This window comes from Sporocytophaga sp. (assembly GCF_017745095.1).
Taxonomy (GTDB): Bacteria; Bacteroidota; Bacteroidia; order Cytophagales; family Cytophagaceae; genus Sporocytophaga.
The window spans coordinates 360,791-385,492 of record NZ_JAGHZZ010000001.1; the positions used below are offsets into that span (position 1 = coordinate 360,791).

Below are 24,702 nucleotides of genomic sequence, written 5' to 3' on the forward strand. Positions count from 1 at the left end.
TTATGGGAGATATATTAAAAATAGATGGGGGTCTTGAAGGCGGCGAGTCTCTCTCTAAAGAGCAAAATGCCTTTAACAAGAAGGTTAAAGAAATTAAAAGCCTAAAGAAGGAACTTGAAGAGCTTTCTGCGGCGCTAGATGTTGCTCAAAGAGAATATCAGAAGAAGGTAATTCCATTGCAGAATGACTTCTTTGGCCTCACTAAAGAACGTCTCCGTATTTTATCAGATTATTATTGGAATGAAAAGTTGTCAAAGGCTTTGAAAAAGGATCTGCTTGAAGTTCTGATCGCTGAATGTCAAAGCTTGACTATATATGGTGGTGCTGATGACGAAGTACAGAAGTGGCTTGAGGAGTTTGAAACACAATTAGGCGCTGGCTCAATTGAGGACCTCCGCAAAGAAGAAGCTGCTTTTGATGAAGCATTTAATAAATTTTTTGATGATTATTTAGGGAAGGATGAGGAAAAAGGATTTGAAGGTGACAGAGGCCCTCATAATTCAGGCCAAAAGAAGAAAGCTGCCAAACAAGCTGCTAAAGAAGAGGTACGCAAACGATCAATCAAGGAGATTTACAGAGGCCTAATAAAGGTATTTCACCCGGATAAAGAATTGGATGAAGCTGCAAAGATAGAAAAGGAAGAGATAAGTAAAGAAATCACCGAAGCATATAAGAAGAATGATCTCCTTGCTTTGCTTGAATTTGAAACGAGCCTTCTGATTTCTGATAAGGCCAGAATAAAAGAAATTGCCGATGATAAGTTAAAAATATACAATGAGGTACTCCTAGAACAAAAGAAAGATCTTGAAAACAGGCTCTATTTGTTGAAGTCAAAAAATGAAATTGTATATAAAGGAATGTGTATGAAGAATTCCAATAAAGAAAGGTTTTTGAGAAAAGTGACTAGTGATCTGAGTGAAAGGAATGATGCTCTTGTTCAGCAGATGTTTGTTTTGCAGAATGATAAAAAGTATCTGAAATATTTTATTGCAACTTACCTTGGAGGGTATGAAGAGTTTTAGTAGGTGTTTTGTTTTACTATTGGATTTGAAATTAACAGGTATCGATAAAAATATTTTTTTATGTAAATCACAACTTAGCTTTATAGCTCATTATCTGTATTTAATAGTATAAAAGTTGTTAAAGTACCTTAATATTAACCTTTCATATGACAATTAAAGTAAGATTTGGCTTGGTGATAGATGTATTCAAATAGCTGTTTTGAAAAAGGACCTTTAAATGGTGTAAAAACCTTCTGTTGCTCGGCATAGTTTAATAAGAAAAACACAGACAGTCATGATAAAGACATCATTTATTACTAACCTGGGCAATAGCATCAATCAATTGGACTTTGAGCTATCTCTGAAAAATTTTATTTCTAAACATGAAATCTTTAATGGTAGAAAAATTGATAAATCTCAAATTAATATCATCAGTGTTTTCCCTATATCTAACGCTGAAAGTACTTTCTATAAGGTAATGTGGGAGATGAATGTATGATGTTTGAATTTGAAGAGTATACAAATTCTACAATATTGATTTAAATTCATCGGGGCAGTATTTACTTCTGTCGTAAATTGGTTAAATGAAAGAAACGGTCATTTGTTAGGCTGTTTTTAATCTTAATTCCTCCCTCTTACTGTCACCATTGCTTCCTTCCACTTAGGGTACATCTTAAAGGTTTTCCTGTTTGATATTTAAATACAATACCGAACAGTTGTCCTATTATTTTCAAAATGGTCATATATAAAATGATACTTTGAAAAGATATAGGTGAAGTTACTGTTTGAGCTTTATCTTCAGTATTGAATGTCCCAGCCGTCTGTTGGGATTTTTTATTTATAAGTGTAACTGTTTTCCTATAAAGAATTTTAGATGGACTCTCATGCCTCACTAGTTTTTCCCTTAGTTGTATATTCTCCTCTATCTTTTTGTATTGCAGGTATTTTAATTTTTACCTTTATGAGTCTTATGCGCCAAAGGCACTTATTTAACTTTCTGATATATAGTGTTTTGTCTTGCAATTTTACTTAGATATCAGCAAATTTGAGTAGTTAGGACATTTAAATGTGTCTTTCAGTCTCCAATATCAAATGATTGAAGAGGAAAAATGAATCAGCCAAATCACAAAAGATTATTTACGGCTAGCAGAATAGCCTTAGTTGCAACTGCAATGACTTTTGCCATACGAGCAAATCTCATAGGAGAACTTGGGACAGAGTTTGCCATTTCATCGGAAAACATGGGTATAGTTGTAGGAACAGCTTTTTGGGGTTTCACACTATCCATTCTTATCGGAGGTCCGCTCTGTAATATTCTTGGAATGCGCAGGTTGATTTATTTTGCTTTTATTGGCCACATTTCAGGTGTTTTACTTACCATATTTTCTACTGGTTTTGTCTCATTATTTTTATCAACTCTGCTAATAGGTATTGCCAATGGATTTGTCGAAGCAGCATGCAATCCTCTTATAGCAACACTGTATAAAGAAGAAAAAACAAAAAAACTGAATCAGTTCCATCTCTGGTTTCCTGGAGGAATTGTTCTTGGTGGTCTTAGTGCTTACTTCCTTGAGCAATTGGGCCTTGGTTGGCAAATCCAACTTGCAGTTATTTTAATCCCGACAATAAGCTATGGAATACTCTTCATGAGTCAGGAATTTCCTCTAACTGAGAGGAAATCATCTGGTGTATCTATGAAAGAAATGGCGGCAGAATGTGCAACTCCTCTGTTTATTTTTATGGTTTTTTGTATGTTTCTTACTGCTTCCACTGAATTAGGCACAAATCAATGGGTGGCTGAGTTATTGGGCAATGCAGGAATACCTTCAATTCTTTTATTGGTTTTAATAAATGGACTAATGGCATTGGGACGCGCATTTGTAGGCCCAGTAGAAAAACTTCTTTCTCCGGCTGGTATTTTGCTGACTTCTGCTGTTCTATCTTCAGCAGGATTATATATGTTAAGCCAGTCTTCCGGATATATGCTTTTTGTTTCTGCCATTCTATTTGCAGCTGGTATATGTTATTTCTGGCCAACTATGTTAGGATTTGTTTCTGAATATTTGCCGCGCACAGGTGAGCTTGGTCTTTCTATAATGGGGGGGGCTGGAATGCTTTCTGTAGCATTTGTTCTGCCTTATATGGGTGGATTTTATGATATTCAAACGCTTGCTAATCTGCCGGATGGTGCTAATCTTGCTGAGTTAAAGGAGTTTTCAAAGGATACTCCTGAATTTATAATGCTGGCTAAGGCAAGGCTTGCAGCAGGAGCAACAACATTAAAATACATTTCGCTTTTACCGCTTTTCCTAATCTTCGCTTTTGGGTGGCTTTTTCAATTCATGAAAAAAAGGACATCATCCTATTCCTTCCAAAAGGATTAAGAAAGAAAGGTATAGCTTAAAGAATTCAATGATGACAAAAGACAGACGTACTTTCATTAAGGAAGCGGGTATTATAGCCGGTGGTGTTACATTACTATCCTCCATTCCCTCAGCTTTATTTGCCGCGGATAAATTTGATTTTAAAATCTCCTTAGCTCAGTGGTCCCTTCACAAAGCCATGTTTTCAGGGCAACTTACAACTCTTGATTTTGCTTCAGTTGCAAAAAAGGAGTTTGGACTGGATGGGGTCGAATATGTAAATCAATTCTTTGCTGATAAAGCAAAAGATCAGGAATACCTCAAGAGTTTGAAACAAAGGGCGGAAGACAATGGTGTAAAAAGCTTACTCATAATGATAGACAATGAAGGTTCATTGTCTTCAACTATAGCCTCGGAAAGGAAGACGGCAGTTGAAAATCATTATAAATGGATTGATGCAGCAAAATTTCTGGGATGTCATTCTATTCGTGTAAACTTGCATGGAGCCGGATCTGATGAAGAATGGAAGGCTGCATCTGTTGATGGGTTAGGCAGACTTGCTGAATATGGAGCAAATCATAAGATGAATGTCATAGTTGAAAATCATGGACAGCATTCTTCCAATGGAGCTTTGTTAGCTGAAGTAATAAAACAGATCAATAATCCTTTTTGTGGAACGCTTCCTGACTTTGGGAATTTTTGTATGAGAAGAGAAAAGGGAGATCTCTGGGAATCTCCATGTGTAGATTGGTATGACAGATATAAAGGAGTCAAAGAAATGTTGCCATATGCAAAAGGCGTCAGTGCGAAGGCCTTCAATTTTGATTCTAAAGGTAATGAACCGGATATAGATTATAAAAGGATGCTTGAACTTGTAAAAGCATCTGGCTATAAGGGTTACATAGGTATTGAATACGAAGGAGAAAAGCTGGATGAATATTCCGGTATAAGAGCTACAAAGAAGTTGTTGGAGAAAGTAAGAGCAGAACTTAATTAAGGTAAAAGCTGAAAGCTTAAAGCATAAAGTAAAAGGAGACCATAGATATAATTATCGCAGACTGTTCCTTTTTCCATTAGGAGAAGTTAGGGATGAGGTTCTTTTGGATTATAAGTGTAAAGTCATTTAGTGATGAAAAGAAAAATTAGAATGGGCATGGTTGGTGGTGGACAAGATGCGTTTATCGGAGCAGTCCATCGTATGGCTGCAGCTCTTGATGGAGAGATTGAATTGGTGTGCGGTGCATTTAGCAGTAGTGAAAGCAAATCAAAGGCTTCCGGTGTAGCTCTTTATTTATCCCCTGACAGAGCATATGCTTCTTTTGAAGACATGATTATCAAAGAGAGAGCCTTGCCGGAAAATATTCGAATGGATTTCGTTTCTATTGTGACGCCTAATTATCTCCATGCAAAGCCTGCTATGCTCGCTCTTGAAAATGGCTTTCATGTTTTGTGTGAGAAACCTCTTGCATTCTCTTATTCAGAAGCATTGACTCTTCGTGATAAAGTGAAGCAGTCCGGACGTTCTTTTGGTCTGATGCATAATTATACTGGTTATCCAATGGTAAAGGAAGCCAAAGCAATCGTCAATAGCGGAAAGCTCGGACCAATCAGAAAGGTAATAGCTGAATATGTACAAGGGTGGCTTGCGGCAAGGATTGAAGAGTCAGGTCAGAAGCAAGCTGACTGGAGGACTGACCCTGATAAAGCAGGAGTGAGTTGCTGTGTGGGAGATATTGGGACTCATGCTGAAAATCTTGCAGAATATATTACCGGATTAAAGATCTCTGAGTTAAGCGCTGATGTGTCCACTTTTGTGAAAGGCAGAAAACTTGATGATGATGCGAGCGTTTTACTGAGGTTTGATAATGGTGCAAAAGGAGTTTTATTTTCAAGTCAGATAGCAATTGGTGAAGAAAATGAATTGAAGATCAGAATTTATGGAGAGAAGGGTAGTTTGGAGTGGCTTCAATCTGAACCTAATAGTCTCTTGGTTAAGATGAGTGGTGAGCCTGTTCAGATATACAGAACAGGAGTGGATAATGGCTATCTTTCAAAAGCTGCATTAAGCGGAACCCGCTTACCTGGTGGACACCCAGAAGGATACATTGAATCACTTGCAAATATCTATAAAGGGTTTGCGAGAACGATTCAACAAGATGAAAGACGTGATGAGTTTGATTTTCCGGATATAGAAGATGGTGTCAGAGGAATGCGCTTTATCGAAGCAGTTATTGAATCTGGAAGTAAAAATGCTCAGTGGGTAAAACTATAGAATACAGATGAAAACTATTAAGGGACCGGGGATCTTTCTTGCTCAGTTTATGGATGACAATGCTCCCTTTAATTCACTAGAGAATTGTTGCAGATGGGCCGCCTCCTTGGGCTTTAAGGGTGTCCAAATTCCAACATGGGATGGAAGATGTATGGACCTCAAACTGGCAGCTGAAAGCAAAACATATGCTGATGAATTAATGGGCATAGTTAAAGCTGCTGGTTTAGAAATAACAGAGTTATCAACCCATCTTCAGGGCCAGCTAGTTGCTGTTAATCCAGCTCTTAGTGATCAGTTTGATGGTTTTGCTCCGGTAGAACTAAGAGGTAACTACCAAGCCAGAACTGAGTGGGCGATTCAACAATTAAAGTATGCTTCAAAGGCTAGTCAGAATTTAGGATTGAACGCTCATGCTACATTTTCAGGAGCTCTTATGTGGCATAATGTTTATCCATGGCCTCAAAGAAAGGCAGGTCAGGTCGAAGATACATTCAAGGAACTTGCAAGAAGATGGACTCCTATATTGGATGTTTTTGAAGAAGCTGGTGTGGATCTTTGTTATGAAATACATCCAGGCGAGGATTTGCATGATGGTATTACTTTCGAGAAATTTCTGAAAGCTACAGGAAACCATAAAAGGGCAAATATCTTGTACGACCCGAGTCACTTGCTGTTACAGCAAATCAATTATCTTGACTATATAGATATTTATCATGAGCATATCAAAATGTTCCATGTGAAAGATGCAGAGTTTAATCCTACAGGCCGATCTGGTGTTTACGGCGGTTATCAAGAATGGATAGACAGGCCTGGCCGATTCAGATCACTGGGAGATGGGCAAGTAAATTTCAAAGCAATATTCAGCAAGCTCGCTCAATATGATTTCCCAGGATGGGCAGTTCTTGAGTGGGAATGTTGTCTTAAAAACCAAATAGACGGTGCAAGAGAAGGAGCTGAATTCATCGGTAGAAATATTATTAAAGTAAGCGAGCGGAGCTTCGATGACTTCGCGAAATAAGTTGTAAGTGATAAGTTTTAAGTTATAAATGAAACAAGTAATGCTCCTTTTGTAGGATCAAAATTATGAGTTTAATGAAGAAGAAAATTTTTCTGATAGGTTGTGGTATTCTGCTTATGACCTCTGCATTTATTCTGAAGTTTCAGGAAGAAAAAGTTGAAAGTACTCTTGAAGTTTATGATCTGGAAACAAAGCAAAGAAGTGTAGTTTATAAGACTGATGAACACTTTGAAGCTCCCAATTGGTCAAGAGATGGGAAGTTTTTAGTATATAACAGCAATGGTAAAATTTACAAATTTAGTTTCGGTGGTAAACCTGAATTGATTAATACAGGCTTTGCTACTAAATGTAACAATGATCACGGTATCTCTCCAGATAATTCTCATTTGGTAATTAGTCATCACGAAAGTAAAACAGGCAAGTCTATCATTTATACTTGTCCTTTGACTGGAGGGCTCCCTGTAGCGGTAACTCCTATCGGTCCATCCTATTGGCATGGATGGTCTCCGGATGGGAAGACTTTAGCATATTGTGCTGAGAGAAATGGAGAGTTTGATATTTATTCTATTCCTGTAAGCGGTGGAAAAGAAACACGCCTTACAAATGCTGCTGGTCTGGATGATGGTCCAGATTACTCATACGATGGTAAATACATCTATTTCAATTCCGTGAGAACAGGCAAAATGAAGATATGGAGAATGAAACCAGATGGCAGTGAACAAAGTCAAATGACATTCGATGAATATAACGATTGGTTCCCTCACCCTTCACCTGACGGCAAATGGATGGTCTTTGTATCTTATGATAAAGATGTAGATGGCCACCCTGCCAATAAGAATGTTCGTTTGAGATTAATGCCTCTCTCGGGAGGAAAGCCTGAAGTGCTGGCGGAGCTGTTTGGTGGTCAAGGTACTATCAATGTCCCTTCATGGTCTCCGGATAGTAAAAAGTTTGCTTTTGTTAGCTATAAGCTCCAGAATAAATAAAGATCTTTTATAATATTATAATAAACCATTAAAAGCATAACGATGCAATACAGAACATTTGGACGTACTGGCTGGAAGATCAGTGAAATTGGATATGGTATGTGGGGCCTTGCCGGCTGGACTGGCAATGATGACAAGGAAACTTTCAGTTCGCTTGACTATGCCGTTGAAGCAGGATGCAATTTTTTTGACACTGCCTGGGGGTACGGAGAGGGAGCAAGTGAAAGAATTCTCGGAGATTTGTTGAAGAGGAATTCTTCGAAGAAACTTTATGTGGCCACAAAAATTCCACCAAAAAATTTTAAATGGCCTTCTAAAAGTCATTACAAATTAGAAGAATGTTTCCCTGCGGAGCATATCATTAAATACACTGAAATGAGTTTGAAAAACCTTGGGGTCGAAAGAATAGATCTTCAGCAGTTCCATGTTTGGGAAGACTCCTGGGCTCAGAATGAAGAATGGCAGAAAGCTGTTGAGCAATTGAAAGCTCAGGGTAAAATTGAAGCAATGGGTATAAGTGTCAACAGATGGGAACCTGGAAATTGCATTAACACAATCAAGACTGGCTTTATAGATGGTATACAGGTAATCTATAATATTTTTGATCAGAACCCTGAAGATGAATTATTCCCTGTATGTAAGGAATACAATGTAGGTGTTATTGCCCGCGTACCATTTGATGAAGGTACACTTACAGGATTGCTTACGAAGGAAACCAAGTTTCCAGATGGAGATTGGAGAGCAACTTATTTTGTTCCTGAAAATCTTATCTCAAGTGTAGAGCATGCAGATAAATTAAAGCCTCTGGTACCATCCGATATGACCATGCCGGAGATGGCGCTAAGATTTATTCTAAGCAATAAAGATGTTGCTACTACAATACCTGGTATGAGAAAGCTTCACCATGCCAAAAGTAACCTAGCAGCAAGTGATGGGAAAGGCTTGTCAAAAGAGCTTCTGGAAAAGCTTAAGCCACACCGATGGGACAGAGTACCAACTTCCTGGTCTCAATAGTTTATATATTGGTAAGTTAAAACAACCTTTTATAAAAAGACTTTTATGTTTTCAAGCAAAAACTTTAATAGGCAACTATGTTGCCTATTCTTTTCTTTAGTTATCCCTTTTACTTCCTTTGGACAGAAAGGAGATAAGAATAAAATTGTTTCAGAGCTCATGTCAAAAATGACATTGGAAGAAAAGGTAGGTCAGATGACAAATCTTACGCTTTCAGCCATTACCGAGCCTTCTGACGATCCCCTTAAGGTTGATCCAGTTAAACTTAGAGAGGTTATTGTAAAGCATAATATCGGTTCTATACAAAATGTAGTGAAGCATGCATACGGCATCGAAGAGTGGCACAAATTGATCAATGAAATTCAAAAGGTCTCTTTAACTGAAACCAGACTTAAGATCCCTTTTCTATATTGTATTGATGCTGTTCATGGGACAAACTTTACCCTCAATTCAACTTTATTTCCACACAATCTGGGACTTGCAGCGACTAGGAATCCTGAGCTTGTGAAGTTATGTGCGGAGATCACTGCAAAGGAAGTCAGAGCTTCAGGTATCAGGTATAATTTCTCACCTGTACTTGATGTGGGAAGACAACCCTTATGGCCTCGTTTCCCGGAAACATTTGGAGAAGATGTTCTTCTTACCAAGACTATGGGTGTGGCTTCAGTAAAAGGCTATGAAGGCAAGAGCCTGAATGACTTTACAAGTGTTGCCTCTTGCATGAAGCACTTCGTGGGATATTCAGTTCCGGCCAATGGTAAAGACAGGGCAGCAGCATATATTCCGGAGATTAATCTAAGAGAATATTTTCTTCCCCCTTTCAAAGCTGCTGTTGACGCAGGTGCTCATACGCTTATGGTAAACTCCGGTGAAGTGAATGGAACTCCTGTTCATGCAAGCAAATTTTTACTTACTGATGTTCTTAGAAATGAATTGAACTACAAAGGTATTGTAATCAGTGATTGGGAGGATATAAAAAAACTCAACGAACGCCACAGGGTAGCAGAAAATCACAAAGAGGCTGTTTATCTGTCAGTAAATGCAGGTATTGATATGTGTATTGTTCCGTTTGACTTCAGCTTTTATAATGATTTGATAGCATTGGTAAAAGAAGGTCGGATAAAGGAAGAGCGTATTAATGAATCTGTAAAGAGAATCCTTGACCTTAAATTTGATCTGGGAATTTTTGAAAGGCCTTATGTAGAAAAAGAAGCTGCCAAAAATTTTGCTTTGCCAGAATACAAGCAAACAGCTTTGACTGCTGCAAGAGAGTCAATAACTCTGTTAAAGAATTCTGATCAAGTACTGCCGTTGAAAAAAGATAAAAAAGTTCTTATCGTAGGTCCAAATGCAAATTCTCTTACAGCTTTAAATGGTGCATGGTCATATACTTGGCAGGGTCGTAAAGCTGAGTATTTCCCAAAGACAGAGTTTACATTGCTGGAAGCTATGAAAAAGAAAACTGGAGATGCGAATGTAACTTACAAGAAGGATTTTAAGGAAATAACTTCAGATGTTAAGCCTGATTACATCATTGTCACTCTAGGTGAAGATGCGTACGCAGAAACACCAGGAAATACAAAGACACTGGAACTTCCTTCTGAGGATCTCGAAGGAATCAGAAATCTTGTAAAAATGTATCCCAACATTCCATTGATATATATCCTTACTGAAGGAAGGCCCAGGCTTATCAGGGAAGTAGAACCTTTGGCAAAAGGAGTATTGCTGGCTTATTGGCCAGGCTCAGAAGGAGGCAATGCAATAGCAGATGTATTGTATGGAGATTATAATCCAAGTGGGAAACTGCCTTTTACATATCCCCGTTATTCAGGAGAGCTTATGACCTATGACCATAAATGGCTGGATGAAGCAGTAGAGATCGTAGAACCTGAGTACAAGTATTTTTATGAATTTGAACCTCAATATCCTTTTGGTTACGGATTGAGTTACACAAGCTTTACTTTAAGTAATTTAAAGTTAAGTAGTAATCAACTTACTGGAGATTCTAAAATCAAGGTTTCTGTAGATGTTAAGAACACTGGTCAGCGTAGTGGTCAGGAAGTGGTGGAGTTATATTCCAGAGATCAATTTGCATCAGTTACGCCTTCTGTAAAACGTTTGCGAGGCTTTAAAAAGGTTGAGTTACAGACAGGGGAATTGAAGACTGTTGACTTTGAAATTTCCAGAGAGGACCTTGCTTTTGTCGGTACAGATATGAAATGGCGCACAGAGCCAGGAGCTTTTGATTTAATGATCGGAGATTTAAAAGTTGTTTTAAACTATAAAGGTAATTAGGATTTTGTTTGTGAATGTTTAATTAAAAAGCCCGCTTGTAAAAAGTGGGCTTTTATTTTTTATTTAGAGTACAAAAAGTAGGGTGTACCATTGCTTCTGAATGAAAGTTAACCGATATGACTTATTAAAATTCAATTAAAAGCTCCTGTGAAATTGAAATATTGAATTAAGTAATTCTACTGATTTGTATGGTTGAGCTAATTTTGCAATTGAAAGAAGTTCAATTGTCTGCATTTTTTTGTGAACTGTACTTAATCAGGAAGTTATTGTGGAAATTTTCTACAAGTCAGTGATGGCGCAGGCTTTCCATTATGTTTGATTTTTCAAAGCAATAATTTTTTTGTAAATTCATTTCTTTATTTCGATTTAAAGTTATTAGTATGAATTACCGCACCATTTTTAAATTATTAAATTCAATAGTTTTGATTCTGATTTGTAATCTGAATAGTTATTCTCAAATAAAAAATATAATAGTTCCAGAGGGTAAATACTTTATTGATAATTATAATAAAATTATCCTATGTACTGAAAAGATTTCATCTCTAGGTAACATAGATGAGGCAGAAGAAATTAATATAGTATTTGATAAGAATTATAAAATTAAAGGTTCTCCAGATTTTTTCTCTTATTCTGAATCATATGATTTGGAGATTACAGATGAGGGGCGTAGCCAATTTAAATTGTTCTTCACTCAGCTGCCTGTCTTCACTATTAATACGAAGGGTGAAGTAGTCGACGACCCAAAGGTTGGGGGCTATCTGACTTACTCAGATTCTACCGGGATTTTGCTTAAATCAGATATTGGAATTGAAATAAGAGGTAACTGGTCCCAGACTTTCCCAAAAAAGACATATGATCTTGAATTTTGGGCAGATGAGACTGGTAAAGAAACGATAGACGCAAAATTCGGAAATCTGCGAAGTGATGATGACTGGGTTCTTGATGCATTATATAATGAGCCTCTGAGAATTAATAGTTATACTGCACATAAACTTTGGTTGGATATTCATACGCTTTATTATGCAGGTAAAGCCCCCAAGGCTAAATCAGGAGCTGATGTTTCATATGCAGAATTATTTCTAAATGGTAAATATCATGGTTTATACATGTTGTCTGAACAGATTGACAGAAAGCAATTGGATTTAAAGAAAACCATTGGTGCCAAGGTGGAAGGAGAGTTAATTAAAGGAGATAACTGGGGTGATGCTGTTACTTTCATTAAGGCCAATCCTTTTGATAATAATTCTCAAACCTGGGATGGTTTTGAAATGAAATATCCTGATGAATTTATAAACTGGGAGAATATTCATGCATTCGTTGATTTTGTTGTAAACAGTAGGGATGAGGAATTCAAAAGCTCTATTTTCAAGAGGTTTGCTATTGATAATGCCATAGACTATTTCATTTTTATAAATTTATTAGGGGCCTCTGATAACACAGGAAAGAATATTTTTATCTGTAAATATAAATCCGGTGAACCTTATTTTTATACTCCCTGGGACCTTGATGGTACTTATGGTACATTGTGGGATGGCTCCAGACAATATACAGCAACATTTGAACTAACAAATGGATTGTACGAAAGGTTGTTCAAGCTCAATCCAAATCAATTTATTGAAAAATTAATTTCAAGATGGACTGAACTTCGTCTGTCTAAATTCAGCAATGTTTCATTAGCAGAGGGACTTGATAGGAGTTATAACTTATTGAAAGGCAATAATATTTACGAAAGAGAAGGGATTGTATGGAAGGAGTATAAGTTTTCAATAAACGATTCTACTTTTATGAAATCCTGGATCAATACCCGACTCCAATTCATGGATGGATATGTCTCTACATTAACAGGCGCTATTGAGACATCTATAAAAAATTCATCTGTTGTCAGTACCATTTATCCGATTCCAGCTTCTGACTTCATTACAATCGATTTTAATGGACTTGATGGTACAGAGTTTTTAATAGTTAATCTTCAAGGTGTTGTTCAAAAGAAGGGGCAATTGGATGCAGGAAAAAATCTTTTTAAAACAACCGATTTTGAAAATGGGATTTATTTTGTCGTAATAGGCAATACCTTTCAAAAGATTTCCATAATTAAATAGTAGGTTAAATTTAATATTTTAGAGGATAGACTGATAAGATTTGTTGCCATCTATCCTTTTTTATTTTTTTGTTAAAATATTTTTTACTAATTGTTATATGAAATTTTTTACAACACTCTGCTTATTCATTTGCCTTTCATCAATTAAACTTGTTGCACAGGATTATACCCCTTTGCGAAAAGGTTTAACCTATCAATACGCAACAGCAAATCGTGATACACTTATCACTCTTAGAGTTGATTCAGTTTATGCTCTTGGCTCAGATTCTATATTCGAGTTGGATAAGAAGTATTTTGGAATTAATAGTAGTATTAATGGACCATTGCAATGGGAAAATAAAACTACCAATATAGTTGGGAAAAGAATAATTAAATCTCCTAAGGGCGTTTATTCATTCATCACATCTAGTGATACCTTGTTGTTGATGACGACTTCGCCAATAAATACTTCCTGGTTTTTTTCCAAAAAGAGAAATCTTCAAGCAACTGTCCTTTCCAAAACTTATGAAAGTATACTTGGGGTTATGGACTCTATAGTTACTATTGGGCTAAGTAACGGAAAGGAAATAAAGATATCAAAGTCCTTAGGTCTTGTTAGTACAAACACCTCGTTTGAATATATATTGCCAGATCATATATATGAAGATGCATGCGTTAATTTCACTTCATACAAATTGGATGCTATAAAAGAATTGAAATTGGGTTCTTATTTTGTCACCCTTGAAAATATATACAATTTCGAAGTTGGAGATAAATGGGGGCAGTTGGAAGAATCTGCATTATACCCTAGGCCATTATTCTTTCCAAGGAATAAGATTTATTATGAAGTTATCAGCAAGGAGTTAATCGAAGGGACTTCGTCGTATGATTTTAAAATCCGAAGGGTCATAAGTAATTACTACAAAGAAGTTTCTGTTGATACTTTATCTTTAGAACAATACAGGAGGGAGACATATGATTATAATTCTGAAATATTAGACCGCCTTACTTATAATGTGGGGCTTGATGCGAAGCGAAATGATAATTTTATAACTTATATTGAGCATGACTCACTGAAAGTTCAATCCATTATAAATTTTGAGAGCGCTTTTTACCATGTGTATTCTCCGGGCATTGGACTTATTTCATATTACGATGTAAATTGGGGTGGCGGGCCGAATGAATATAAAATGACAACAGTCTGTTATACGAAGGGAGATAAAACTTTTGGAAATTGTGAAGAGTGGCTAGCTATTATTCTTGATACTAAACCAGCAATGATTGAGTCTAAAGTAGGGATATTGCCTAATCCAGCTTCAGAGTATATTAATATTGAATATGCTAAAGGTGCGGATTATGAGCTTATCGATTGTTATGGCTCAGCGGTCTTTAACGGAAGAATTAACAGTGATCAAGAAGTAATTTCAGTTAATAGCCTTGAAGAAGGCCTTTATTATTTGAAATTAGAAACAGTCGAGTCTTCAATTGTCAGGAAAATAATTGTTCGTCATTAATTTAATTCATTAAGATTCATAGAATATTCTTTATTGTATTTGGCTCTATACTGTATAGGTGACATACCTGTATACTTTTTAAATGTCATTCTGAATGCTTTAGGATCTGAATAACCTACGCCATACATAACCTCATTAACATTATTTGCAGTTGTTTCGAGGTTTTGTTTGGCGGCTTCTATTCTTACTCGTTGTACATATTCTATGATAGTATTGGATGTTGCTTTTTTAAATCTACGTTCAAGGTTTCTTCTGCCTATAGCAAATTTTAACGCAATCTGATCCACTGAATACTTCTCTCCTGGATTGCTTTCTATCAGTTCCTGAGCTTTTTTAACAATTAAATCTTCATGATCTTTTTGACCATTAAATATTATAAATGGCGACTGGCTGCGACGTTCAATATCTATCTGAAATGCTCTTGCCATGAACAGCGCAATGTCTCTTCCTGCATATTTTTCAACTAGATAAAGTATGAGGTTTAAATATGAAAAGGCACCGCCACTTGAATATATACCATTTTCATCAGTAATAATTTTATCTTCTACAAGACGTACATCAGGAAACATCTTTTTGAATTCATTTGCTGAAAGCCAATGAGTGGCACAACTTTTACCTTTTAAAAGTCCTGTCGAAGCCAGCAAAAATGCGCCGACACAAAGGCTTGCGACTTCTGCACCTTTATGATAATGCTCTGTTACCCAGTCATAATAATCCCTGTTCAATTCAATTATTGATTTTATATCTCCATCAATTGCGGGAATAATGATAAGATCTGTTTTGCTTATCTCGCTAATCAGTTTGTCAGGATGAATTTTGTACAAATCATTTGTAATAGAGACTTCTTTTGTAAGGCCAGTAAGTTTTATTTCAAACATGGGCTCTTTCCCAAGACGTATAAGGTGTTTATTTACTTCAGAGAACACCTGACGTGGACCCTCGATGCTGCCTAAAACTGCGCCTATTGGTACCAGAATAGAAATCTTTTTCATTGTATAAAAGTAAACGATTTGATTGTCGCAATCTACCCCCAAAATAGTCGCATTTTCAGGGTATTAGACTGGTGTTGGAATCTTTAATTTTGTTTCCTAATAATAGTTGTCAGAAGAAGTTGACGAATGAAAACAAGTTGTCTGATTTCTTCTTTATAGTAGATATGATTTTTTAAATGTGTTTGAATAAATATTTTCCAAACTAAATAATTAATAGAAATGAGTGTAGTTAATAGAATCATTCCGTGTCTCTGGTTTGATGACCAGGCTGAAGAGGCTGCTAAGTTTTATACTTCAATATTTAAAAATTCTAGAATTACCAAAACCTCGTATTATGGTGAAGAAGGCTATGAGTTTCATAAGAAAAAGTCCGGTACTGTTATGGTTGTAACCTTTGAAATTGAAGGGCAACAATATAATGCCTTAAATGGTGGACCTCAGTTTAAATTTTCAGAAGCTGTTTCATTACAGGTGATGTGCGACAACCAGGCTGAAATAGATTATTATTGGGAAAAGCTGACTCAAGGTGGAGAAGAAGGGCCTTGTGGCTGGCTAAAGGATAAGTTCGGCTTCTCTTGGCAGGTTATACCTCTGATTTTGGAGGAAATGCTTTTAGATCCTGATATAAATAAAAGAGAAAGAGTTATGAAAGCTTATCTGCAGATGAAGAAGTATGATATAAGTTTGCTTAAGAAGGCGTTTGAGGGCAGATAAAAGACTAATTTTCATGATCAGAATCAGTTTGTTAACTTTTTTATAAAATTTTGATCATGGAGATACGTCCAATTTAACAAAAGCAGATTACTCAAATTTTATTATCTATTCTTTGAAAATGCAATCGAGGAACATCTGCATTTTTACTCCTATTTACTCGTGATATAAAATTTATATAGTATCTTCGGTAATAGCTAGTGGTATTAAATGAAGATACCACCATATGAATAAATGAATATCCTGGAAAGAATTTCGCTGTTATCTGAAACAAAAAGGTGGTGGCTATCCATTGCATCTACATTGCTTGTTAATTGTGGATTATATGTCCTATTGATTTATTTTGGTCACCTTTTCGGAATCGCGGTCTTTGGTTTGGTGCCCTTAACCACTGGGTTAATGGCAACCTGGCTTTATGGTTTTTCAAGAGACATTTCTAGGCTTTCGTCTATAGGAATTTCTTTTACTACTTTGATATTTTTGATTTGTCTACTAGTTTTCGCGGGAGCCTTAACAACACAATATTTGTTGTTTATGGTGTTGGTTTCTTTTAACCTTTGCTGGATTGGTAGTACTATCGGACGAATGATGATTAAAAAAATATAGGTACGATTTCGGTTTTCATTCAAACATTTTCAGCACTTGGTAGTTGTGTTGTTCAACAAAAAAATGACACAAATGATGAAACAAGCACATTTAAAACTACTTTTTATCTTTTCTCTTGTATTGCTCTTTGCCTGCGAAAATAAGAAACAAGAAGCTGGAACGACCGATACTACTGCCGGGACTGCGTCCGGAGAACATGCTGCTACAGAAGGTGAAGCTGTTTATAAAGTTGATACTGCACAGAGTACTATAAAATGGACAGGTAAAAAAGTTACAGGAAAGCATAATGGTTCTATCAAAATTCAAAGTGGTGAATTAAAGGTCGTGAATAATGTTGTGACAGGTGGAACCATCACAATTGATATGAAATCAATAGTGAATGAGGATTTGACTGATAAAGAAAGCAATCAGAAACTGATCGGACATTTGAAATCTCCAGATTTCTTTGATGTGGAAAAGCACCCGACAGCTACTTTTGAAATAGTTAGATTAGATGCCGGTAAAGCTGAGAAAGAAGAGATTCTTACGGGAAAGCTTACTTTAAAAGGGAAGACAGATGAAATCAGTGTGCCTGTTAAAATTACGCATCATGAAAATGAGTTAAAGGCAAAAGGAACTGCCGTAATTGACAGAACTAAATGGGATATTCGTTACGGTTCAGGCAAATTTTTTGAAAACCTTGGGGATAAGGCTATTTATGATGAGGTGGACATTGAGTTTGACTTAGTGGCAGCCAAATAGTTTTCTGTTAAAATATTTATTCTTACAATCCCCAGATTTCCCTGGGGATTTTTCATTTATAGTCGCATCATCATTTTTAGGCCTCAAAACATAAGCCAATTTCACCAGTTACTTTTGCTTAATCAAATTTTAATCTTTAATAATTTAAGCTATGAGAATGAATTTTACTCCGTTTAAAAAAGTGATTTTTGCATTTGCGGCCCTTCTGATTTCTGGAGGGAGTGTGTTTGCTCAATTGTCTACGGCATTGGTTCAAGTAATTCACAATGCTGCGGATCCTGAGCTTCTTACAGTTGATGTTTATGTTAATGATATACTCTGGGCTGACAATGTTCAGTTTAGGCAGGCAAGCGAATTTGAGACTGTACCGGCCGATATAGCCACTAAAATTGATGTAGCGCCTGCATCAAGCACAAGTTCCGCTGATGCGTTTTATACAACAACTGTTACGCTGGCAGGTGGAACCAAAAATATTATTATGGCTACTGGAGTAGTAGGAACCGGTTTTGCGCCAAATCCTGAAGGGGAAGACATTGCATTTAATCTAAAAACTTTTGATGCCGCCAAAGATGTCGCCAATGATCCATCAACGGTTGAAGTGAACTTCTGGCACGGCGCCACGGATGCGCCTGTATTGAATGTAGTAGCAGATACTGAGGATACTTTAGTGAAAAATATTGGATATAATCTTTTTGCAAATTATGATGCGTTGACTCCTGCCATCCACAACCTTTATATAACAAACTCCTTCAATAAAGAGGATACATTAGGAGCCTTTACTGCAGATCTTACAGGTTATGCAGGACAGGGTATTCTGATATTCGCTAGTGGCTTTCTGGATCCATCGCAAAACAATGATGGCCCAGCATTTGGTTTATTTGCAGCGTTACCTGACGGAGATGTAGTTGCTCTTGGTAATATTCTTGCAAGTGTTAAAGCTTCAGGGACGCCTTTTCAAAAGCTGTTGGCTTATCCTGTGCCATCCACAGATCAACTCACAATTGAAATCGAAAATGATACTCCTGGTATGGCTGAGATAGAGCTGGTGAATATGTATGGTAGTGTTGTACAGCCATCTTTTGTTTATCTGACTTCTGGCAAAAACATACTGAATGTGGATTTAAGCAATGTTACTTCGGGTCAGTATCTAGTTAAGATAGTTGGCAAAACAAGAACAGGAACAGCGCGCTGTGCTGTAATTAAATAATCAAGAAGTAATCTTTGTCATAAGGAGACTGTGATTCGCAGCCTCCTTTTTTATTTTTTCATTCTGGAAATTCTGAAGCTAGCCATTACTTAAATTATTATTTTTATTTCAATATTATTGAAAGCGATGATTCTTAAAATTTCTCTTTTGTTTGTTGCAACCATTATTGCCTTCTGGTTAAGTGCTATTTGTGGTGGAGGAGCTAGTCTCGTTCTGATTCCGATTTTAAACTTGCTTTTACCTACTTCTGTGGTTCCATTTTCACTTACAATCGGTACGTTCACAAGTTCTGCATCTCGATTAGCTGTATTTTGGAAAAAAATTAACTGGAAGATTTTTATTTGGTTTGTGCCATTTTCAATTCCGTCGGTCTGGCTGGGCGCTTATCTTATAAAATTCGCGAATCCTCTTTATCTGCAACTTATTGTGGCTGTGTTATTAGTAGCAAACCTTCCTCAATTGTTTGTTTCCAAAGGAAAAATGAAGGAGGAGCAAAAGCCCTATCCTCCGTATGTTCTGGCTATTGTAGGTTTTCTTGCTGGTTTTGTGTCAGGAATTACGGGGTCTATAGGTTTGTTGTTCAATAGATTTTATTTAAAGTATGGCTTGACAAAAGAAGAAATAGTAGCAACCAGAGCAGCGAATGAGATTTTTCTTCATATGATGAAATTGGTGATTTATATTCTGTTAGGCCTGTATTCGGAGTTAGCCTTATATCTCGGCCTTACAATTGCAGCAGCCTCCATTGTTTCTTCCGTTTCAGTTAAATATATCCTGCCTTTTATAAGTGAATTTCTGTTCAGAAAGATAGGGTATGGTGTAATGGTCTTGTCAGGTGTTATACTGTTAATAGGAACATCAACTGATATCATCCAGACTGATAAATTAAATTTGACTTCCAATAAGAAGGGCAGGAAATATGAAACAGAGGTTAGCTGGAGAGATACTCAGTTTGTGTTGGAATATTCTTTTAACGGAAGTTTTGAAGTCGAGCGTCCTATTAAGTATGAAGAGCTGCCAATCCATTTAAAAAGAGAGTATGATTTATTAATTGAAAAATACGATTATATAAAATTGGAAAAAGTATTCAAGTTCAGGGAGGCTGCCAGTTATGAATTTTATGCATTTAAAGATGGTGAATTGACCAAAATGGAATTTGATGAAATTTAAGGTTCGAGGTTTAATTAGTTTTAGTTTACTAAAAATTAAATTTGCAATGATGAGTTTAGAAGAAGTATAAAGTTATGAAAGTGATAAATTGGATTATGAAGAATGCTGTATGTTTATTGTGTATCTCCTTTATGCTCGTTTTTAATGCTTGCAAGAATACTGAAGATTGTCAAGGGTATGATCCTAATAGTACTGGGAATATTTTTATTCCTGATTTAAAAGTCAAACAATATATTTATTATACAACAGGCAATCTACCTGATACCTTGAAATATCAGGTCAATTCAAATGATAAAAGGAATGCCTGGAAAGAAAGCACAGGAATAGGGACTGGTGGTGGGTGCGATCCAAATTGGACAGTGGATTTATTTAATTTAAGTGATCCTAGGAGTTATCTCCCCCACTGCCCCATTATTTACCAAAGCTATTCTCATTGTTGTTATGGGACCGATTTTGAGATCTGTGATGGATTTGATCAGTTTGATAGAAGCGGGAATTCCAGGTTTTATGAAACCATAACTTTGAATGGTAAGGAATATAAAGAAGTTACTACTTTCTGGAAAAATGATTCTTCCAATGTAGAGGTTAAAAGGATATATCTGCAAAAAAGTAAAGGCATTGTAGCTTTTGAAACCTCGGAAAATATTTGGTCTCTTGTTGAATAGTTTTTGGGAATTGCCTGGTTTTTAATTTTTGGCTTTATGGGTAAATGTTTTGTGGGGAGCTAGTTGAAAGTTTTTTATGCTATCCACTTTATACTTAATTTCTAAACCAATTCATTAAGCCTACAATTAGAATCCTATTCCGCTTATCCTCATAAGAAGAATAGGGTCATAATTTTAATATGACATTTTTTGAATTAAGCTTGGATAGTTCCGTTTCTTCTTTTTGAGTTTATACCTATGTTAATATTTTTAGGAATTCGAATTAATTTTTTTAAACCAACCTCATAATTATAGCAAAGAATCGCATTTTAATATCTTTATTTGATTTTACTATATAAATATTGAGCTATTTTGTCATAATTGTATTAGATATTTATTTTTTGATATTAAATTTTATCTTTTTTTATAAACGTAAGTAGTTTGATTAATTTTTATTCTATATTTCATCCATCTGGTCATGTGAAGTTTCTATAATTTCAGTTTATATCTATTTGTCTATCAATTTTGATACTAATATTATTAAAATAGGTATAAATATGAATTATTATAGAATCTTTTAAAGTCATTTTGAAATACGTAAGTACTTTAATATAATTGTTTCATATACGTAAGTATTAGAGTTAAACAATTAAATAAGGACACAAATGATGAAAACAATTAAACTTTTACCGACAGCTTTTTGCGTAGCTGCCCTGTCGCTGGGATTAAACACCGGCGCTTTTTCAAAAGGAGATGGTTCTGAAGAAAAAGAAAAAAATTCATCAGGAACGGATGTAAATTCTACAGCCTCCGGTCCTTTCAGAAAAAAGACCGGAAGTCAGTCTAGGCAAAACTTTCAAAAGGCACCAGCAAATACTTTTATAATGAGAGAAATGCCTTCTCATTATTTTGGGACAGATAAAGAAGCAAAAGCAGACTCTGTACCATTTAAGCCATCCATCAGCGTAGGTTCTATTGTACACATGTTTGCATCATCACAGCAGACAGGCTTTGGATCGAATACCAACTATGGTGAAGCCGGAAGTGACTGGAACAAAGGAATCACTTTATACAGAGCCAGGGTTCTTGTCGGCGGACAGTTATCAAAGAAAGGATCATTTTTTCTTGAAACAGATATTCCCTCTCCAATTGGTGTGAGACTTGACTCTAGTACCAAAAATGTTAAAGTGTCTCCCATAATCCTTGATGCACAATATGAGCATGCTTTCAATCAGTATATAATGCTTGTGGCTGGTATGCAGCTTGTATCTCACAATAGAAACGGACTTCAGGGGGCTGCTTCTCTGATGGCAAATGACTTTACTTATTATCAATATCCATATAATCTCTTTGCAAATGATCCGCTTCAAGGAAACTTTGGCCGTGATCTTGGATTGAATGCAAGAGGTTTTTTCTTAAAGAAAAAACTTGAGTATCGTTTCGGTATTTTTTCTGGAAGAAGATTTGACGACAAAGCTCCATTCAGAACAGTTGGTAGAGTTGTTTATAACTTCCTCGATCCTGAACAGGACTACTACTATGCAGGAACCAAACTTGGATCAGGTAAGACTGTAGCCCTTGGTGCAGGCTTCGATGCGCAGGCAACATATTACAATGTAGGAGCTGACTTGTTTGTTGATGTGCCGGTTTCCAAAGCTGGATCTGTGACTCTTAACTCAGCATTTACTTATATGTCCGGAGGTACCAAAACAGATACCAAATACAGCTTCGCTAAAATGATCCCTCAGCAAACTGTATCATTCCTTGAACTAGGCTATTACTTTAAAGATATCAAAGTACAACCTTGGATCAGATTTGAGAATAAAGCTGTAAGTGCAACTAAAGAACAGGCAGAAGGAAATACTTCTACATTTAACAAATTGCAAGGCGGAACTGTATTCGGTGGAGGTGTCAATTACTTTTTCAATGGATACGGTACAAACGTGAGACTGTCCTATACTACATTCACGAAAGGTGTACCACAGGATTCAGGAGAGATCACCAACAAGACTTACGGACAGTTATGGTGCCAACTTCAGTTCTTCATCTTCTAGAAATTTAGAAATCCCGATAGTTAACAATTTCCTCAGAGGAATGAATAAAGAGAAAGTAATCCAATTAGTTTTCATATGATAACACCTTTACTTATAGGCTTAAGCCATTCAATGGAAACAGATCATGTAGTGGCTGTTGGAAATCTTGTACGCATCAGACGAAGCTTCCGGGAAGAAGCAATATTAGGTGCAACATGGGGATTGGGTCATACATGCTCTGTTATGATCGGAGCTCTTTCTTTATCATTTGTTAAAAATTTTATTGTCTTTCCCGAGGGATTTTCTTTTGAGCTATTGGTAGGAGTGATGATGGTAGTGATTGGTATTTATCGCTTATTCATTCTAACAAGACGTGATGAAGAAAAGAGCTCATCAGGTAATAAGGTTTTATTCTTCAATGTTGGCGTTGTTCATGGCCTGGCTGGCAGTGGCTCCATTGCTGCCATGCTCGCAGGCAGTGTTGAAAATCAACAGGAGCAAATACTTTTCCTTTTGCTATTCGGATTAGGCACTATAATAGGGATGGGCATTATCACTGCTGCAATGACAAGACTTAGGTTTTTGCAGCCTCAGTATCTGACATGGTTTTCATGTCTCATTGCTGGATGCTCATTTATATATGGCATCAAAATAATCACAGAACAACTTTACTAAAATACTAACTCTAACAACGACTCGTATGAAAACACCATTTAAATCAAAGACTTTGTTTAAGTTACTGTCGCTCATGCTGGCAGCAGGGCTCTTGTTTTCTTCATGTTCAGGCTCTAAAGACTCTGCATCGGAGCAAGAGAAAACAGCTGAAGCAAGTACAGAAGAAACAATCAAAATTGGGGTACTGCACTCTTTGAGTGGTACCATGGCTATCTCTGAGGTTTCTCTTAAAGATGTTATAGAAATGGCAGTGGAAGAGATCAATGCTTCCGGCGGTGTTCTTGGTAAAAAAGTAGAACCAGTTATTGTAGATCCTGCATCTGATTGGGATCTGTTTGCGGAGAAATCAAAAGAACTTATACTTGATAAAAAAGTTGCTGCTGTATTCGGCTGCTGGACTTCAGTTTCCAGAAAGTCTGTGTTACCTGTGTTTGAAGAGCATAACAGTCTTTTGTTTTACCCTGTACAGTACGAAGGCGAAGAATGTTCTGCAAACGTCATCTATTCAGGAGCTACCCCAAATCAGCAATTGATACCTGCTGCAGAATACCTTATGAGTGAGAAAGGCGGCGGGTATAAGAAGTTCTATTTATTAGGAACAGATTACGTCTTCCCAAGAACAGCTAATAAAATCCTTAAAGCTTTCCTTCTTTCAAAAGGTGTTCCTAAAGAAAACATTATCGAAGAGTATACTCCATTTCATCATCAGGATTATCAAACTATTGTTTCAAAGGTGAAGAAGTTTGCTGCCGGTGGCAAGGCTTGTGTACTTAGTACTGTAAACGGTGACTCTAACGTACCATTCTATAAAGAATTTGCAAATCAAGGTTTGACTGCAGCGATGTGTCCTATCATGGCATTCTCGGTTGCTGAAGATGAGTTGCGTTCTATGGATACAGAGTTTCTTGTAGGGCACCTGGCCGCATGGAATTATTACCAGTCTGTTGAATCACCTGAGAACAAACTTTTTGTTGAGAACTTCAAGAAGTTCTGTGAGAAGAAAGGCTTGCCAGGAGGTAAAGGGCGTGTAACTGATGACCCGATCTGCTGGGCTTATACTGATATCTATCTTTGGAAAAATGCTGTAGAAAAAGCAGGCTCCATTGAAATAGAAAAAATGCGTCCTGCATTGTATGGCTTAGAATTTAAATCTCCAGGTGGTCTTGTAAAAATGAGCGAGAAGAATCATCACCTTGCTAAGCCCGTAATGATTGGTGAAATAAGAAGCGATGGCCAGTTTGATATTATCTGGAAAACAGAAGGTCTTGTTGAGCCTGAACCATGGTCTAAACTAACGTCACCTGATAAGGATTGCGATCACGTAAGTCACGGTGGTACATATACCTTTAAAAATTAATTGTTAGTTCAGTAAATAGTCATCAG

Annotated in this window: 21 protein-coding genes; 20 read left to right on the forward strand and 1 reads right to left on the reverse strand. The window is 36.5% G+C overall.

Annotation, left to right across the window (positions count from 1 at the left end; translation table 11 throughout):
- Positions 1-2: 2 nt before the first annotated feature.
- The 11 genes from J7604_RS01530 to J7604_RS01580 all read left to right on the forward strand — a co-directional run bounded on the left by J7604_RS01530 (position 3) and on the right by J7604_RS01580 (position 14,540).
- Positions 3-1,022 carry a J domain-containing protein gene (locus J7604_RS01530; protein WP_293890130.1) on the forward strand — a complete coding sequence of 340 codons (1,020 nt, stop codon included), beginning with the start codon at positions 3-5 and terminating at the stop codon, positions 1,020-1,022.
- Between the two features lie 274 nt (positions 1,023-1,296).
- Positions 1,297-1,500 carry a hypothetical protein gene (locus J7604_RS01535; RefSeq protein WP_293890132.1) on the forward strand — a complete coding sequence of 68 codons (204 nt, stop codon included), beginning with the start codon at positions 1,297-1,299 and terminating at the stop codon, positions 1,498-1,500.
- Positions 1,501-2,110: 610 nt separating this feature from the next.
- Entirely contained in the window at positions 2,111-3,385 is a 1,275-nt protein-coding gene (locus J7604_RS01540; protein WP_293890134.1) for a sugar MFS transporter, read from the forward strand.
- 28 nt (positions 3,386-3,413) lie between these two features.
- A complete protein-coding gene (locus J7604_RS01545; RefSeq protein ID WP_367113541.1) occupies positions 3,414-4,361 on the forward strand; it encodes a sugar phosphate isomerase/epimerase family protein in 948 nt (315 codons plus the stop codon).
- Positions 4,362-4,493: 132 nt separating this feature from the next.
- The gene (locus tag J7604_RS01550; protein ID WP_293890136.1) at positions 4,494-5,636 is read left to right on the forward strand and encodes a Gfo/Idh/MocA family oxidoreductase; all 1,143 of its coding nucleotides are present in this window, start codon (positions 4,494-4,496) and stop codon (positions 5,634-5,636) included.
- A gap of 7 nt (positions 5,637-5,643) precedes the next feature.
- Entirely contained in the window at positions 5,644-6,654 is a 1,011-nt protein-coding gene (locus tag J7604_RS01555) for a sugar phosphate isomerase/epimerase (RefSeq protein WP_293890138.1), read from the forward strand.
- A gap of 74 nt (positions 6,655-6,728) precedes the next feature.
- Entirely contained in the window at positions 6,729-7,640 is a 912-nt protein-coding gene (locus tag J7604_RS01560) for a transporter (protein WP_293890140.1), read from the forward strand.
- Positions 7,641-7,682: 42 nt separating this feature from the next.
- Positions 7,683-8,654, forward strand: coding sequence for an aldo/keto reductase (locus tag J7604_RS01565; protein ID WP_293890142.1), 972 nt, complete (start codon positions 7,683-7,685; stop codon positions 8,652-8,654).
- 159 nt (positions 8,655-8,813) lie between these two features.
- A complete protein-coding gene (locus J7604_RS01570; RefSeq protein ID WP_293890144.1) occupies positions 8,814-10,949 on the forward strand; it encodes a glycoside hydrolase family 3 N-terminal domain-containing protein in 2,136 nt (711 codons plus the stop codon).
- A 380-nt stretch (positions 10,950-11,329) separates the two neighbouring features.
- Positions 11,330-13,048, forward strand: a complete 1,719-nt coding sequence (locus tag J7604_RS01575) for a CotH kinase family protein (RefSeq protein ID WP_293890146.1) — start codon at positions 11,330-11,332, stop codon at positions 13,046-13,048.
- 97 nt (positions 13,049-13,145) lie between these two features.
- Positions 13,146-14,540: a T9SS type A sorting domain-containing protein gene (locus tag J7604_RS01580; RefSeq protein WP_293890148.1), complete on the forward strand. Its 1,395-nt coding sequence runs from the start codon at positions 13,146-13,148 to the stop codon at positions 14,538-14,540.
- Here the strand turns inward: J7604_RS01580 and J7604_RS01585 are convergent.
- Entirely contained in the window at positions 14,537-15,532 is a 996-nt protein-coding gene (locus tag J7604_RS01585) for a GlxA family transcriptional regulator (RefSeq protein ID WP_293890150.1), read from the reverse strand. The two genes, J7604_RS01580 and J7604_RS01585, sit on opposite strands and share 4 nt — an antisense overlap.
- A 219-nt stretch (positions 15,533-15,751) precedes the next feature.
- On the opposite strand from J7604_RS01585, the gene J7604_RS01590 reads away from it, so the two are divergent.
- From J7604_RS01590 to urtA, 9 genes are all read left to right on the forward strand, one after another.
- The gene (locus J7604_RS01590) at positions 15,752-16,246 is read left to right on the forward strand and encodes a VOC family protein (RefSeq protein WP_293890152.1); all 495 of its coding nucleotides are present in this window, start codon (positions 15,752-15,754) and stop codon (positions 16,244-16,246) included.
- Positions 16,247-16,477: 231 nt separating this feature from the next.
- Positions 16,478-16,849 carry a hypothetical protein gene (locus tag J7604_RS01595; RefSeq protein WP_293890154.1) on the forward strand — a complete coding sequence of 124 codons (372 nt, stop codon included), beginning with the start codon at positions 16,478-16,480 and terminating at the stop codon, positions 16,847-16,849.
- Between the two features lie 72 nt (positions 16,850-16,921).
- The gene (locus tag J7604_RS01600; RefSeq protein ID WP_293890156.1) at positions 16,922-17,590 is read left to right on the forward strand and encodes a YceI family protein; all 669 of its coding nucleotides are present in this window, start codon (positions 16,922-16,924) and stop codon (positions 17,588-17,590) included.
- 151 nt (positions 17,591-17,741) lie between these two features.
- Entirely contained in the window at positions 17,742-18,797 is a 1,056-nt protein-coding gene (locus tag J7604_RS01605; RefSeq protein WP_293890158.1) for a DUF4397 domain-containing protein, read from the forward strand.
- Between the two features lie 126 nt (positions 18,798-18,923).
- A complete protein-coding gene (locus tag J7604_RS01610) occupies positions 18,924-19,967 on the forward strand; it encodes a sulfite exporter TauE/SafE family protein (RefSeq protein ID WP_293890160.1) in 1,044 nt (347 codons plus the stop codon).
- Between the two features lie 74 nt (positions 19,968-20,041).
- The gene (locus J7604_RS01615) at positions 20,042-20,632 is read left to right on the forward strand and encodes a hypothetical protein (protein WP_293890162.1); all 591 of its coding nucleotides are present in this window, start codon (positions 20,042-20,044) and stop codon (positions 20,630-20,632) included.
- A 644-nt stretch (positions 20,633-21,276) separates the two neighbouring features.
- Entirely contained in the window at positions 21,277-22,665 is a 1,389-nt protein-coding gene (locus J7604_RS01620; protein WP_293890164.1) for a hypothetical protein, read from the forward strand.
- A gap of 75 nt (positions 22,666-22,740) precedes the next feature.
- A complete protein-coding gene (locus J7604_RS01625) occupies positions 22,741-23,319 on the forward strand; it encodes a HupE/UreJ family protein (RefSeq protein WP_293890166.1) in 579 nt (192 codons plus the stop codon).
- A 25-nt stretch (positions 23,320-23,344) separates the two neighbouring features.
- Positions 23,345-24,676 (forward strand): urea ABC transporter substrate-binding protein, encoded by a 1,332-nt coding sequence (urtA, locus tag J7604_RS01630; protein ID WP_293890168.1) that lies wholly within the window; start codon positions 23,345-23,347, stop codon positions 24,674-24,676.
- Positions 24,677-24,702 lie beyond the last annotated feature (26 nt).